12 protein-coding genes and 3 tRNA genes are annotated in these 12571 nt (G+C 41.9%); 10 read left to right on the forward strand and 5 right to left on the reverse strand.

What is annotated here, in order from left to right; translation table 11 throughout:
- Nucleotides 1–249 precede the first annotated feature (249 nt).
- The 4 genes from QWZ08_RS08850 (at nt 250) to QWZ08_RS08865 (ending at nt 3253) form a co-directional block, all read left to right on the forward strand.
- Nucleotides 250–810 (forward strand): DUF6320 domain-containing protein, encoded by a 561-nt coding sequence (locus QWZ08_RS08850; RefSeq protein WP_290337034.1) that lies wholly within the window; start codon nt 250–252, stop codon nt 808–810.
- A 247-nt stretch (nt 811–1057) separates the two neighbouring features.
- The gene (locus QWZ08_RS08855) at nt 1058–1507 is read left to right on the forward strand and encodes a hypothetical protein (RefSeq protein ID WP_290337035.1); all 450 of its coding nucleotides are present in this window, start codon (nt 1058–1060) and stop codon (nt 1505–1507) included.
- A 115-nt stretch (nt 1508–1622) separates the two neighbouring features.
- The gene (locus QWZ08_RS08860) at nt 1623–2555 is read left to right on the forward strand and encodes a sugar phosphate isomerase/epimerase family protein (RefSeq protein ID WP_290337036.1); all 933 of its coding nucleotides are present in this window, start codon (nt 1623–1625) and stop codon (nt 2553–2555) included.
- A 194-nt stretch (nt 2556–2749) separates the two neighbouring features.
- Nucleotides 2750–3253 (forward strand): transposase, encoded by a 504-nt coding sequence (locus QWZ08_RS08865; RefSeq protein ID WP_290337037.1) that lies wholly within the window; start codon nt 2750–2752, stop codon nt 3251–3253.
- A gap of 253 nt (nt 3254–3506) precedes the next feature.
- Here QWZ08_RS08865 and QWZ08_RS08870 read toward each other — a convergent pair.
- The 4 genes from QWZ08_RS08870 to QWZ08_RS08885 all read right to left on the reverse strand — a co-directional run bounded on the left by QWZ08_RS08870 (nt 3507) and on the right by QWZ08_RS08885 (nt 5168).
- Nucleotides 3507–3592: transfer RNA gene (locus QWZ08_RS08870), tRNA-Leu, on the reverse strand.
- A 72-nt stretch (nt 3593–3664) separates the two neighbouring features.
- A tRNA-Gly gene (locus QWZ08_RS08875) sits at nt 3665–3737 on the reverse strand.
- An 87-nt stretch (nt 3738–3824) separates the two neighbouring features.
- On the reverse strand, nt 3825–4028 hold the full coding sequence (locus tag QWZ08_RS08880; protein WP_290337038.1) for a hypothetical protein: 204 nt from the start codon (nt 4026–4028) through the stop codon (nt 3825–3827).
- Nucleotides 4029–4076: 48 nt separating this feature from the next.
- Nucleotides 4077–5168: a glycosyltransferase family 2 protein gene (locus QWZ08_RS08885; protein ID WP_290337039.1), complete on the reverse strand. Its 1092-nt coding sequence runs from the start codon at nt 5166–5168 to the stop codon at nt 4077–4079.
- A 234-nt stretch (nt 5169–5402) separates the two neighbouring features.
- Between QWZ08_RS08885 and QWZ08_RS08890 the strand changes: the two genes are divergently transcribed.
- Nucleotides 5403–6554, forward strand: a complete 1152-nt coding sequence (locus tag QWZ08_RS08890; RefSeq protein ID WP_290337040.1) for a sensor histidine kinase — start codon at nt 5403–5405, stop codon at nt 6552–6554.
- A 27-nt stretch (nt 6555–6581) separates the two neighbouring features.
- Here QWZ08_RS08890 and QWZ08_RS08895 read toward each other — a convergent pair.
- Nucleotides 6582–6665 (reverse strand) — tRNA-Leu (locus QWZ08_RS08895).
- A gap of 259 nt (nt 6666–6924) precedes the next feature.
- On the opposite strand from QWZ08_RS08895, the gene QWZ08_RS08900 reads away from it, so the two are divergent.
- From QWZ08_RS08900 to QWZ08_RS08920, 5 genes are all read left to right on the forward strand, one after another.
- The gene (locus tag QWZ08_RS08900; protein ID WP_290337041.1) at nt 6925–8199 is read left to right on the forward strand and encodes a DUF2130 domain-containing protein; all 1275 of its coding nucleotides are present in this window, start codon (nt 6925–6927) and stop codon (nt 8197–8199) included.
- 8 nt (nt 8200–8207) lie between these two features.
- The gene (locus QWZ08_RS08905; protein WP_290337042.1) at nt 8208–8564 is read left to right on the forward strand and encodes a hypothetical protein; all 357 of its coding nucleotides are present in this window, start codon (nt 8208–8210) and stop codon (nt 8562–8564) included.
- Entirely contained in the window at nt 8506–9507 is a 1002-nt protein-coding gene (locus QWZ08_RS08910; RefSeq protein ID WP_290337043.1) for a zinc-dependent peptidase, read from the forward strand. The genes QWZ08_RS08905 and QWZ08_RS08910 overlap by 59 nt, the downstream gene beginning before the upstream one ends.
- A 464-nt stretch (nt 9508–9971) precedes the next feature.
- Nucleotides 9972–11915 (forward strand): T9SS type A sorting domain-containing protein, encoded by a 1944-nt coding sequence (locus QWZ08_RS08915; RefSeq protein ID WP_290337044.1) that lies wholly within the window; start codon nt 9972–9974, stop codon nt 11913–11915.
- A gap of 105 nt (nt 11916–12020) precedes the next feature.
- Entirely contained in the window at nt 12021–12548 is a 528-nt protein-coding gene (locus QWZ08_RS08920) for a T9SS type A sorting domain-containing protein (protein ID WP_290337045.1), read from the forward strand.
- Nucleotides 12549–12571 lie beyond the last annotated feature (23 nt).

Consider the following 12571-nt stretch of genomic DNA (forward strand, 5'->3'; position numbering starts at 1 on the left):
GAAAAACAATTTGTAAGTAAGTCAGGATTGGATGAACCGGAACATAGTGACCTTTCTTAACGACGCAAGCAGGAATTGAATTTTTGAGTATAACTGCCGGAACGTGTCAGGAGCGGCCTCAATTGCCAGTCAGGATGTTTCACTAACCTGGCTACCATTCATGTAAAAAAAATAGTGAAGGCAGTATCTTTCGTAACTTCAAACTCATATCAGAGGGCAGTTAAACTGCCTCATAAAAAAGCCACAAACATGATCATTCAACAACCCAACCGCACCGCTTACCGGGTCGAAATGATTTTATCAGGCGTGTTTTTGTTTGCCTGCCTGGTATGCTTCATTGTTAATTATTCTATTGATCGTTTCTTTAGCTGGTCATTGTACCCGGCCGGCGCTTTGTTTATGATATGGGCCACCATTACTCCATTTTTGCTGCTGCAAAAAAATAGAACAGAAGGTTCATTCATAGCGTTGAGCGTTACCCTGATTCCCTTTTTATTATTGGTGCAATGGCTGGTGCCGGCAAAGGGCTGGTTTTTACCATTGGCACTGCCGCTCGCTCTCCTGGTGTTGGCGGGCCTCGGTATATGCCTTTTTGCTTTTCGCTTTATAAAAAACAAATTATACACGGTTGCTGTGGCCATTTTTGTGTTTGGCGTAGTGGTAAATTATGGTGTCGGCATATTTGTAAAAAATTATTTGCCCTATTCAGGCGTTGATGAAGTTTCCAGGATTTCTACCATGGCCGCAGCTGGTATTTTATCATTGCTGCTGGCCGTAGTTGGTTCTCTTAAAACTACTGTACGGCCTTAAGCACCCGGCATTTTAAAATGCTGCTAAAAACCACTATCATATTTCTGCTCAACACATTGCCTGCCGAAACACTACCAATAATATTGCTGCATTTCGGTATCGTAACCCAAGCTTCATTTTGTTTCAGTGTTTGGCCGCGGCTGGTGGCAAGGGATGTACCCATAAACTATTTGCGCATCCGTGCACCAAGTGCTACCTTAGTAAAGGCGCGTTTACTACTGCGCCAATATGAATTAAAAAGATGAACATGAAAAATAGTTGCTTTCTCTTTCTGTTTCTAATGAGTGGCTTTTTTGTTTGTGCACAAGCTCGTAAGTTATCCGAACAGCAGCGACAAGCCATTACCGGGCTGATCAATCAATATTCGCAGGCCCGCGAATTAAGGGACACCCTGTTGCTAACAAAGATACTAACTGCAGATATAGATCAGCTGGTATCTACCGGTGAATGGAGGGCAGGTATTGGTGAGGCCGTGCAAGGAATGATGAGGAGCTCTGCCAATAACCCGGAGCATAGAACACTTACCGTGGATAAGATACGGCTGGTAACAGCTAACAGTGCTATAGTAGATTGCCGCTATGAAATCGCCAATTCCAATGGTGATCCCAAAAAAATGTGGAGTTCGTTTATCGTGGTGGAAAACAAGCATGTTTGGAAAATAGCCGCCATAAGAAATATGTTGCCTGCAGTCCGTTAATTGAGATGAATTTAATTTGGCTGTACCGTTTTAATTTAGTGCCGGTGTTGCTTCTTTTTTAAGCCCTGCGGATACCTGTTAAAATAGTTGTATTTTAATTTTTCAATTAACAAATATGTTGAACAGACGAGACTCCCTTAAATTATCCGCTGCGTTAGTTGCAGGTATATTTATTCCCGCATCAGTCAGAGCCACCGTTACTGCGCCGCAAGGCCCTTTCCGGTTTTGCCTCAATACAAGCACCATCAGCGGCCAAAACCCGGGATTGCTGCGTGCTATAGACATTGCTTCCACAGCGGGTTACGATGGCATGGAGCTTTGGATAAGTGATATCAGGGCCTGGCTTAAACAGGGAAACACACTACAGTCATTGGCAGCTTATCTTTCATCAAAAAATATAGTGGTAGAAAATGCAATCAGCTTTACCGCATGGATGGTGGATGACGAGGCGCAACGAAAAGCGGCATTGACAGAGCTGGAAGAGGAGATGAAAATAATGGCTGCTATCGGTTGCCATCGCATTGCTGCACCCCCGGTCGGTCTCAATAAAAATCAACCGCTCGATTTTCAAAAAGCAGGTACCCGCTACCGGCAGATACTGGCATTGGGACGACAATACAATGTGATGCCGCTACTGGAATTCTGGGGAGCATCGGGTACACTGTATAACCTCAGCCAGGCCATGGCCATCGCCGCGGCGGCTAACGATAAAGACGCCCGTATACTACCGGATGTGTATCACCTTTTTCGTGGCGGCTCGGGCTTTGAAGGATTAAGTCTTTTAAACGGAAAGGTGATTGACATAATTCACATGAATGACTACCCTGCTGCCAAACCGGTAGATCAACAAACGGACAGTGACAGGGTATACCCAGGCGATGGTGCTGCGCCACTTAAACAAATACTGCGTGACCTGAAAAACATTGGCGGTACTAAAGTCCTTTCGCTTGAATTGTTTAATAAAACCTATTGGCAGCAAGACCCGCTGGTGGTTGCCACCACCGGTTTGCAAAAAATGCAATCGCTGGTTAATGAGGTGATGGGGTAATGAATATTTTCCGGCAAAGCTATTCTGGAATAAGGTTATTGCCCATACTAAAAAAGGGATTGAGCCATCATGATTGAGATGCTAACGCGGTTATACATGGGACCGGGATCTGATTGGCTTATCAATTTGTGTAGAATTTATTTTATCCTGCATTTGAAAAAAAGATAAGATACCAATTAGTTTACACAGTTAAAGTGTCATACGATCCAAACAAATATCACCGCAAAAGCATCCGCCTGAAAGGATATGATTATTCGCAGGCAGGGTTGTATTTTATAACCATTTGTGTGCAACATAAAAAATGTTTGTTTGGGGAAATTATTGACGGCGAAATGATTTTGAATGATTCAGGAAAAATGGTATACAACGAATGGATAAAAACAGCAGAACGGTTTGCCAATGTTCAATTGCATGAATTTATTGTGATGCCCAACCATTTTCATTCAATTATGGAAATCGTAGGGGGAACCCTCGTGGTTGCCCAAAATACGGTTGATCAAAATGGGATTGATCAAAATGGGATTGATGATTTCGAAACAGGGCAACCACAAGGGATTGCCCCTACCACCAAACCAAAAACCGTTGGTGATATTGTGGGCGCATTTCAATCCATTGTAACCGTGGAATATATCCGTGGTGTAAACCAATTGGGTTGGCAACAATTTAGGGGAAAATTGTTGCCAACGGAATTATTATGAACATATCATTCGGGATGAAAAATCCTGTCAACACATTTCAGAATACATTATCAATAATCCCCAAAAATGGAAAGACGATAAATTCTATAATCATTAATTCATTTACCTGGTAATATATTAAGGTAAACATCCCATATATAATAAATGGTAAACATCAAACTCGTCCGTGCTATACTAAATGCTTTGCAGAAATATTGTGGAAACAAAAAAGCCCTGAAAGCTAATGCAATCAAGGCTTCTATTATTTTATCCGTACTCGGGATGGGAGTTGAACCCACACTCGCCTTACAGCGAACAGGATTTTAAGTCCTGCGTGTCTACCAGTTCCACCACCCGAGTGACACTGCCTGTTCCGAAGAACCGGCTTTAGAAAAAAAAAGCAGATAACATGGCTATCTGCTCTAAATTCTGAGCGGAAGACCGGGCTCGAACCGGCCACCTCGACCTTGGCAAGGTCGCGCTCTACCAAATGAGCTACTTCCGCTTTTTTGAAGCTTTCGCTTCGATATGTAAAGAACTATTTTTGTTTTGGGACTGCAAAAATAAGGCTTGTAAATTAACTACAAAATTTTTATTTGTATTTAGGGTTGTACAGGGTGTTTTCAGGCACCGCAACTTCTGGTTTTCCCTTGTAGCGATGGGTATATAAACCATAACAGCCGCCTAGTATTAAAGCCACTACCATGAATATCTGGCAATACCAGAGAAAACGTGAGGAGGACACCCAGTTGTGGGCAAAATCTTTGTGTGTTGTATCTATTATTTCCTGTTGCATGCTACTGGTTTTGCGAGGGCAAAAATAAGGGATGTGTTTCAAAAAAAATTATTTGTTATAAATAATTTCTGAAAACGTTTTTTTATGTTTTACAAAATATTGCCAAACCACGCACCCACTGTACCATCCATGCAGCTGGCCACTTTTTGATATGGGAAATACGGATTGCTTTTTACTAAACAACAACCACTTGATAAAATAACAATGCGCTTTTGCTATGGCTAAGAACGACCTTCCATTACCACTGAACAATGCCTGGTAAGCCGCTATCACGTCCAGCCCCATGCGGAAAGGAATTTTCCATAAGGCAGTTGCGACCGGTAAATTTTTTGCGAGCATTACCAGGTTGTTGCGGAAGTTGAGGAAATCTTTCCTGGGATTGCCCTTTGCTAATGTACCGCCGCCTACATGATATACTACTGACGCTGGTTGCACATATACTTTATACCCGGCCAGCTGCAGGCGCCAGCAAAAATCAATCTCTTCCTGGTGCGCAAAAAAATATTCATCCAGTCCGCCGAGCACATGATACATGTCGGCACGTACAAACATAGCTGCACCACTGGCCCAAAAGCAGGGCTGTGCCTCATTGTACTGGCCCTTGTCTTCTTCCACTACGTCAAATACCCTTCCTCTTGCAAACGGATAACCAAAGTTATCAAGCCAGCCGCCGCAGGCGCCTGCATACTCAAATAAATGCCGGGCCGCATCGGTTAACATTTTTGGCTGGCAGGCGCCGATGCCCGCATTGTTTTCCATCAGTTCAATGATGGGCTCAATCCAGCCCGGCGTTACTTCCACGTCGCTGTTTAGTAAAACATAATAGTCTGCCGTTACCTGTTGCAACGCAGTATTATAACCTTTTGCAAAGCCTTCGTTGGTGTTGTTCTCTATAATTTCTACCTGCGGAAAATGCTGCTGTAAAAAAGTAATGGAATCATCAGTAGAAGCATTGTCAGCAACAATGATTTTTTTATTTTGGTAAGAAGAAGCAATTACTGATGGAAGAAATTGTTCTAAAAAATGTTTGCCGTTCCAGTTTAAAATTACAATGGCTACAACAGGCAATGCTTCAGCTGAATCAACGGCCTGTTCTTGCTGATTACATAGATGCGTTGCTGCGTAGTTGTTTTCTGTCATCAGATATGCGGCCGTATTTTTTAACTTTTAATTTGAACTTTGCTGGCTATTAGCTACAACTGTTGCGAATTGATTGCTGCTTAAAGCTGAAAAAAGTACAAGAGGGCGATGCAACAATGCTGCTGTTCGCAAAATGCCCGGACCAATATTTTTTGCTTTGCTCTTTTTCACCGTAATGCCTATGGCGCAAACTTACTTCTTTTTGGATGTTGCTTTCTTATTTTATATTTACAAATGTTTAGTCAATTTTTTAACTGGCGTTCAGGGCTGGCCGTTATAGCCATTGCCATTGTAAGCGGTACTATTTTTTACAGCAACTACCTGGCAAAAAAAATTGCTGCTGAAGAACGCTTAAAAATAGAGCAATGGGTGGAAGCCGTGAAAGACATCAGCAACTCCGCCGCAACGCCTACCAACCTTTCGGGCAAAATACTGGTTGAAAATAACAAGGACATTCCGATGATTGCGGTGAATGAAAAAGACAGCATTTTTGAAACCAATAATTTGGATTCGGTTAAGATAAAAAATGACCCGTCTTACGTTAGTCATAAACTAAAAGAATTTAAAGGACTGCACCCGCCGGTAAGCTGGACCAACCCTGTAGATTCGCTCCAAAAGAACCGTTTGTATTATGGCGAATCATCGCTGCTGAAAGAGATGCGTTACTTCCCCCTGGTGCAACTTTTTATTGTAGCCCTGTTCATTATCATTACTTTAATTGCCATCAGCACCCGTAATAAATCTACCCAAAACCAGGTATGGGCGGGCATGGCGAAAGAAACGGCGCACCAGTTGGGTACGCCCCTCTCCTCTTTACAAGGCTGGGTTGAATTATTAAAAGACCAGCCGGGTAATGAAAAGATTGCTACCGAAATGAGTAAAGATGTTGACCGGTTAAAATTGGTAAGCGACCGTTTTGGCAAGATCGGCAGCACGCCGCAACTGGAAGAAATGAATGTGCTGGAACAGGTGGAAACCATGATGGCTTATATAAAACGAAGAGCCCCGGATAAGGTGAATTTTTCGATTAACAGCATGGGAGAAACATTTATTCCGGCACAAATAAATGCGCCCCTGTTTGACTGGGTGATAGAAAATTTATTAAAGAATGCACTGGATGCGATGGATGGAAGAGGCGCCATCAGTATCGCCATAAAAAAAGAAACCTCGCAAGTAGTGATTGATGTTACAGACACCGGTAAAGGTATCAGCAAACAACATATTCCGAATGTTTTTAAGCCGGGCTTTACTACCAAAAAACGAGGCTGGGGTTTGGGACTGAGTTTATCCAAACGCATTATCGAACAATACCATAAAGGGGAATTATTTGTAAAACATTCTGAAACCGGCAAGGGTACTACGTTCAGGATTGTACTAAAAAAATGATCCCGTCAAAAGACAGGATCATTTTTGTGCGGCAAAGGAGATTCGAACTCCCAAGCCCTTTCGAGCGCTACCACCTCAAGGTAGTGCGTCTACCAATTTCGCCATCGCCGCATTAATCGGAGTTGCAAATTAACGTAAAAAATAATTCTTTTACACACCAGGCGCAAAGAATACTACGGAAACAACGTAAACTGGCTTTACACAGGGCCACAAATAATGTACAAAATGGCACACCGGACAGAAATCAACTGTGCATAAAAATCCGTAATAAAAACCACTTTCTTCCCGTGGTTTTCGTAGTGCCCGTTGTGTGAAATATCCGTACGTTCACTGAAACTTCTTTCTTCCTATCTTGTAAAAAAATTAAGTGATGGCAAATAATATAAAATGCCCCAACTGCGGGCATGTGTTTGATGTGGAAAATGTGTTGGCGGCGGATATTGAACAAAAATACCAGCAACAATACCAGGATAAATTAAACCAGTCTTTATACAAAATGGAAGAAGACAAAAGAAAGCTGTCGGCAGACCAGCAATTGTTTGAAGAAAAAAAGAAAAAAGAAAATGAATTGTTTGCCCAAAAACTACAGCAGGAAAAACTAAAACTGGAAACAGAAATTCAGGAGCAACTTAGAAAAAGTATTTCGGCCGATTATGAAAATAAACTGCGGTTACTGCAAAACAACAACAACGACAATGAAGAAAAATTAAAAGAAGCACGTAAAAAAGAACTGGAGTTTTTACAAAAAGAACAGCAGTTAAAAAACAGGGAGGCAGAGCTGGAAATTACGCTGCAAAAAAAATTACAGGAAGAAAGAGGTTCGCTCACGGAACAGATCCGTCACCAGGAAAATGAAAAAAATTCATTGAAAGAAACCGGTTACCAGCTGAAATTAAAAGAGCTCGAATTGCAGCTGAATGAACAAAAAAAACTGGCTGATGAAATGAAACGCCGGGCCGAACAAAGTTCCATGCAACGCCAGGGCGAAGTGCAGGAACTGTTGCTGGAAGCCATTTTGAAAGAAAGTTTTCCGTTTGATATTATTGAAGAAGTGGGCAAGGGCGTGGAAGGGGCGGATTGCATACAGGTAGTAAGAACCAGCAGTGGCACGCCTTGCGGAAAAATTATTTACGAAAGCAAACGCACTAAAACCTGGAGCAATAGCTGGGTAGATAAATTAAAAACGGATATGCGCAGCCGCGGTGCCGATGTAGCTATTTTGGTTACGCAGGCGTTCCCGAAAGACATGGAAAGGTTTGGTGAAAAAGATGGTATTTGGATATGCAATTTTAGCGAAGTTAACAGCGTGGCGCACTTACTGCGCAAGGGAATTTTAACGGTGCATGAAATACAGCGCAGTGAAGAAAACAAGGGCGATAAAATGCAGCTGCTCTACAATTATTTAACAGGTAATGAGTTTAAAGGACAGGTAGAAGCTATCGTGGAAGGGTTTATGGCGATGAAGCAAAGCATTATGAAGGAGCGCATACAAATGGAAAAGATGTGGAAGGAAAGAGAAAAGCAACTGGAAAAAGTGCTGATCAGTACAAGCGGAATGTATGGTTCCGTTAAAGGCATTGCCGGCGCTTCGGTTGGTAATATTCCTTTACTGGATGGAGGTGAAGATGATGCTTTGGAAGAATAACTCGTTATATGCCGCAAACACAAGATACTGATGACATTGCTTTTACCGTACCGGTGAAGACAGACAGTCTGAACCCTGATGGGCTACGCACAATACACGTAGTAGTAACTAAACCAATGCCTGCCCACGCAAACGAGAATGTTATTTTAGGTCCGCTGCTGTTTGTTTTTTTCCTGGCGGCTTTGCTCATTCTTATGCTTTTTAAAATTAGCGGAAATAAAAAATTTAGGCGAATATCCGATGCCGCAGAAAGGCTGGCTGAAAAAAATGGTAGTAGAATAGACAACATTTGTAACGAGGAAAACGATGCCGCAGGATACAACAATTTATTGGGACGGCGAGGGCCAATTGCCTCCATTGATTGACAGCTTACCGCTGCAGCAACAAAAGGCAATTTTACATCGCATACATGATCACAAATGGGATGAGCACTATTCCAATCCCATGGATCTTGCCCCGGGATTTGTTGTGCTGGCAATTTTCATTTTATTTTTTTCCATCGCAGCCATCCGCAGCAATAAAAAAACAAGCAGCGAATCGGACGATAATAATATTCTACCTGGCAATGATAACCTTTATCCTGAAGGAGTGCAATTTGCCAACGCGGTACACACTTATCGCGGCAGCGAACTGAATTTTTCATTGCCGGAGATGAGCCGCATCTTGCAAAAACATTCGGCTTATTACAATGGGTTAAACCCATTTGATAAAGAAAAATTTATACAACGTACCCGGAAATTTATCACGCAGATATCTTTTGTAATTCATGATAAGAGCGGCTTTAAAGAAATGCCGGTACTAATCAGCGCAGCAGCCATACAACTTACTTTTGGCCTGGAAAAATTCCTGTTGCCCGACTTTGATTATATTCATATTTACCCGGAAGAATTTATTGGCGTGCATCCAACGGTACGGGTGCTCGAAGGCAACGTTTCCGGCAATACGATTAATCTTTCCTGGAAACATTTTCTGCACGGCTTTCAGTGTCCCGACGATGGACAAAATGTAGGGCTGCATGAAATGGCACATGCCTACTATTACCAGTTTTTTGAAACAGGTCGCCAGGCGGATAAAAATTTTGTTGCCGCGTTTCCGGCATTTAACAATTATGGCAATAAAGTTTTTCAACAGGAAGCCATTCCGGGTTTTGATTTGTATTCGGATTATGCCTTAAAAAATTTCCAGGAATTCTGGGCAGAAAGCATTGAGATTTTTTTTGAAAAACCTGCGACATTACGGACGCATTACCCGGATTTATACAATACCATTTGTACTTTACTGAGTCAATATCCAAACGCGAAAACCTGATATTATTTATTTTGCTGGCTATTATTGTCTGGCAGTTATCTGCTACAAATATTGTTTTTAAATAAAATATATCTACCTCTTTTTCCGGTAGTCTAATTTTTTTTGTTGCGCAGCTTATCTGGGACAGAGTGAAAAATGATATATCCCCTGGAAAAGTTTATCCCAACATTTTTAACATTCGGAGCGTTAAAAAGGATTAATAAACGCTGTCACCACATGGTTGTTTATTGACTTATAAATGATATTGTATTCCAAAATAATATAAATTTCTTCCCACATATAAGTGGTTCTTTAGAAATAGCCGCCTTTCTTTATAAGTTAAGTGCGTTTTGCATGGCAATATAAATAATCAGAAGTCGTTGTAATAACATTGTTATGCCCCTCGTGTCGTTTTTCTACAAAGTATGAGACTGCCCGTGGGCGCTAACAATGTACTCAATCCGATACCTTGAAAATGAATAACTATGAAACCTCTTTACTTTATTTCGCTGTGTCTTGCCACCTTTTCTGCCTCCTGCCAGATTACCACGCCCACAATAAAAGCATCGTTTGGTGTAGATGCCGACCTGAAGGCAAATTACTTTAATAATTTCGGGCAGTCTGGCAACGATGATTGGTTCAACATTAATAGTGGTTCCGGGCAATATATGATTGACACTACAGGAGCTGCAGCCATTGTGCAGGGCTATTCTACAAACCCGGCATCACGCAACCTTCCATTTTACCGCACCATGCATTTTCCCGCTTATACAATCGTAAATAACCGACTTTTAATTGATGCGGTATATACCCGGGATTATCATGGCCAGGACTCTACCATGTTTGCCTCTGGCTCCAACAAAAACGGAGACAGCCCGGCCAGTTGGTCTTGCCCGGTTTCACAGTCCATCCCCGATAAAAATGAAATACTGGATATGATGGTACATGTGCGCAGGGCAGGCCCTGATGTGACAGATTCTTTATGGATGTTTGGTGGCGTTTCAATAGAAAACACAAGTGGTAGCCGCTATGTAGATTTTGAAATGTACCAAACGGATATTTATTACGACCGTGGTCCAAGGCAATTTTTTGGCTATGGTCCGGACGCAGGTCACACATCCTGGAAATTTAATAATGCCGGCGATATCATATCTGCCGGCGATGTAATTTTTAGTGCGCAATATAATACGGGCTTAGATTCGCTTGAGGCAAGGATTTGGGTGGACAGAGCAGCATTGTCAATGGTTCCTATGGATTTTGCCTGGACAGGCAGTTTCGACGGAGCTGCTTCTGGCAGCCAATTTGGGTATGCGGGTATAAGGCCTTTAACACCGGGGGCTTTCTATACGGGTTTAACCTGCTCAGCTAATACGTGGGCAGGGCCATTTCAATTAGTGTTGGGCGATAATTCACTTCATACCGATTATACCACCACACAGTTTATGGAGTTTTCAGTTAACCTTTCAAAAATAGGTCTTGATCCCGTTAATCTTTTGGGAGCTCCTTCCTGCGGAATGCCCTTCCGCAGGGTACTGGTAAAAAGTCGTGCATCCAATTCATTTACCGCAGCATTGAAAGATTTTGTTGGCCCGTTTGATTTTTTCATGGCTGCCAAGGCAAATATATTTGCGGATATACCGATGTTTTGTGGTGCGCTGGGCGTAAGCAACTTAACGGTAACGAATCCTGTTGCCAATTCTGTTTACACCTGGTCTACTTTAGATGGCCATTTTTCAGGAGATACAACAGGTACCTCTGTTTTTGCAGATGCTCCGGGAACTTATTTTGTAACACAACGTTTACAAACAGGTTGCCCCGCATATGCCAGGGATACGTTGAGCATTACTTACAGTACCAACTGTACCGTGCTGGAAACAAATATTATTTCCTTTTCGGTTACTAAAGAAAAACAGCTCGCTCAGCTAAACTGGAGCGTGGCCAACAATGCACAAATCAATTATTTCCAGGTAGAACAGAGTTGGGATGGCATCCATTTTCAACTTGCAGGCAATCCTCAGAAAGCAACTGCTGCGGAAGCAGCCGCGGCCTATAACAGCACCAGCAAAATACCTTTATCAACCGCTCCGTCTATTTATTACCGACTTAAGATAGTTGGTAAAGATGGCAAGGGATCTTATAGCAAAATCGTTCAACTGCAGGCAGATGAAATTGGTTCTTCAATGGAGATCGCTCCAAATCCTGCTAAAAACAAGGTACAGATTACCTTGTTTTCATCAAAGGAAGAAACTGTGCAACTATTGCTATTTGATTTTACAGGTAAATTGCTCCAGTCAACTGAAAGACAAATCAAATCCGGCACCTCTGTCTTACATGTAAACGAACTCGAAAAATTTGAGCCTGGCGTTTATGCCGTTAAAGCAACTATTGGAAAAAAAGTTTTTGTAAAGCAGTTTGTACTTACCAGATAACCCGGGCCATCCACTGTCCGCATAATATTTTGGATTTATTATAATTATTATAATCTACATTCAATAAAGTTGACATATTAGCGTTTACCCAATAAATAACTGTTTATGAAATGTAAGTTGATTGCACTAGCCCTCACATTTGCCTCAGGGTCACACTGCTTTGGCCAGTCTGCACTACAGCAGGTAATCAATACATCAGGCGGATCTTACCAACAAGGTCATTTTAGTATCGATTGGAGTATTGGAGAATTGGCAGCTGTAAATACCATGCAATCTGCTGATATGTTGTACAACCTCACCAACGGGTTTTTGCAAACCATTACTGACCCGCCTAATGTGGTAATCGCCAATACCGAGTTAAAGCAGGAAGAAGTGCGGATACTGCCCAACCCTACCCGTGATATATTGGAAGTAGATTTAAAAACAAATCAAACAGGTTCTGTTACCATGCAATTGTATGATATACTCGGCCAGCCCCTTGTTAAAAGATCGTTCTATATGTATGGGTATGCGCAACTTCAAAAAATCAATATGTCTGCCTTCAGGCCAGGTAACTACATACTTAAAATCACACTGCAATTATACCAGGGATCAGAGTTAAGAAGTGGCTCTTTTAAAATCGTTAAATTATAACACTAATGTCCAATTCAAATCCA

Source organism: Ferruginibacter paludis (genome assembly GCF_030409685.1).
Classification (GTDB): Bacteria; Bacteroidota; Bacteroidia; order Chitinophagales; family Chitinophagaceae; genus Ferruginibacter; species Ferruginibacter paludis.

Coding starts and splice junctions, on each gene's coding strand:
- QWZ08_RS08850 (WP_290337034.1), top strand. CDS start 250: ATGATCATTCAACAACCCAACCGCACCGCTTACCGGGTCGAAATGATT.
- QWZ08_RS08855 (WP_290337035.1), top strand. CDS start 1,058: ATGAAAAATAGTTGCTTTCTCTTTCTGTTTCTAATGAGTGGCTTTTTT.
- QWZ08_RS08860 (WP_290337036.1), top strand. CDS start 1,623: ATGTTGAACAGACGAGACTCCCTTAAATTATCCGCTGCGTTAGTTGCA.
- QWZ08_RS08880 (WP_290337038.1), bottom strand. CDS start 4,028: ATGCAACAGGAAATAATAGATACAACACACAAAGATTTTGCCCACAAC.
- QWZ08_RS08885 (WP_290337039.1), bottom strand. CDS start 5,168: ATGACAGAAAACAACTACGCAGCAACGCATCTATGTAATCAGCAAGAA.
- QWZ08_RS08890 (WP_290337040.1), top strand. CDS start 5,403: ATGTTTAGTCAATTTTTTAACTGGCGTTCAGGGCTGGCCGTTATAGCC.
- QWZ08_RS08900 (WP_290337041.1), top strand. CDS start 6,925: ATGGCAAATAATATAAAATGCCCCAACTGCGGGCATGTGTTTGATGTG.
- QWZ08_RS08905 (WP_290337042.1), top strand. CDS start 8,208: ATGCCGCAAACACAAGATACTGATGACATTGCTTTTACCGTACCGGTG.
- QWZ08_RS08910 (WP_290337043.1), top strand. CDS start 8,506: ATGCCGCAGGATACAACAATTTATTGGGACGGCGAGGGCCAATTGCCT.
- QWZ08_RS08915 (WP_290337044.1), top strand. CDS start 9,972: ATGAAACCTCTTTACTTTATTTCGCTGTGTCTTGCCACCTTTTCTGCC.
- QWZ08_RS08920 (WP_290337045.1), top strand. CDS start 12,021: ATGAAATGTAAGTTGATTGCACTAGCCCTCACATTTGCCTCAGGGTCA.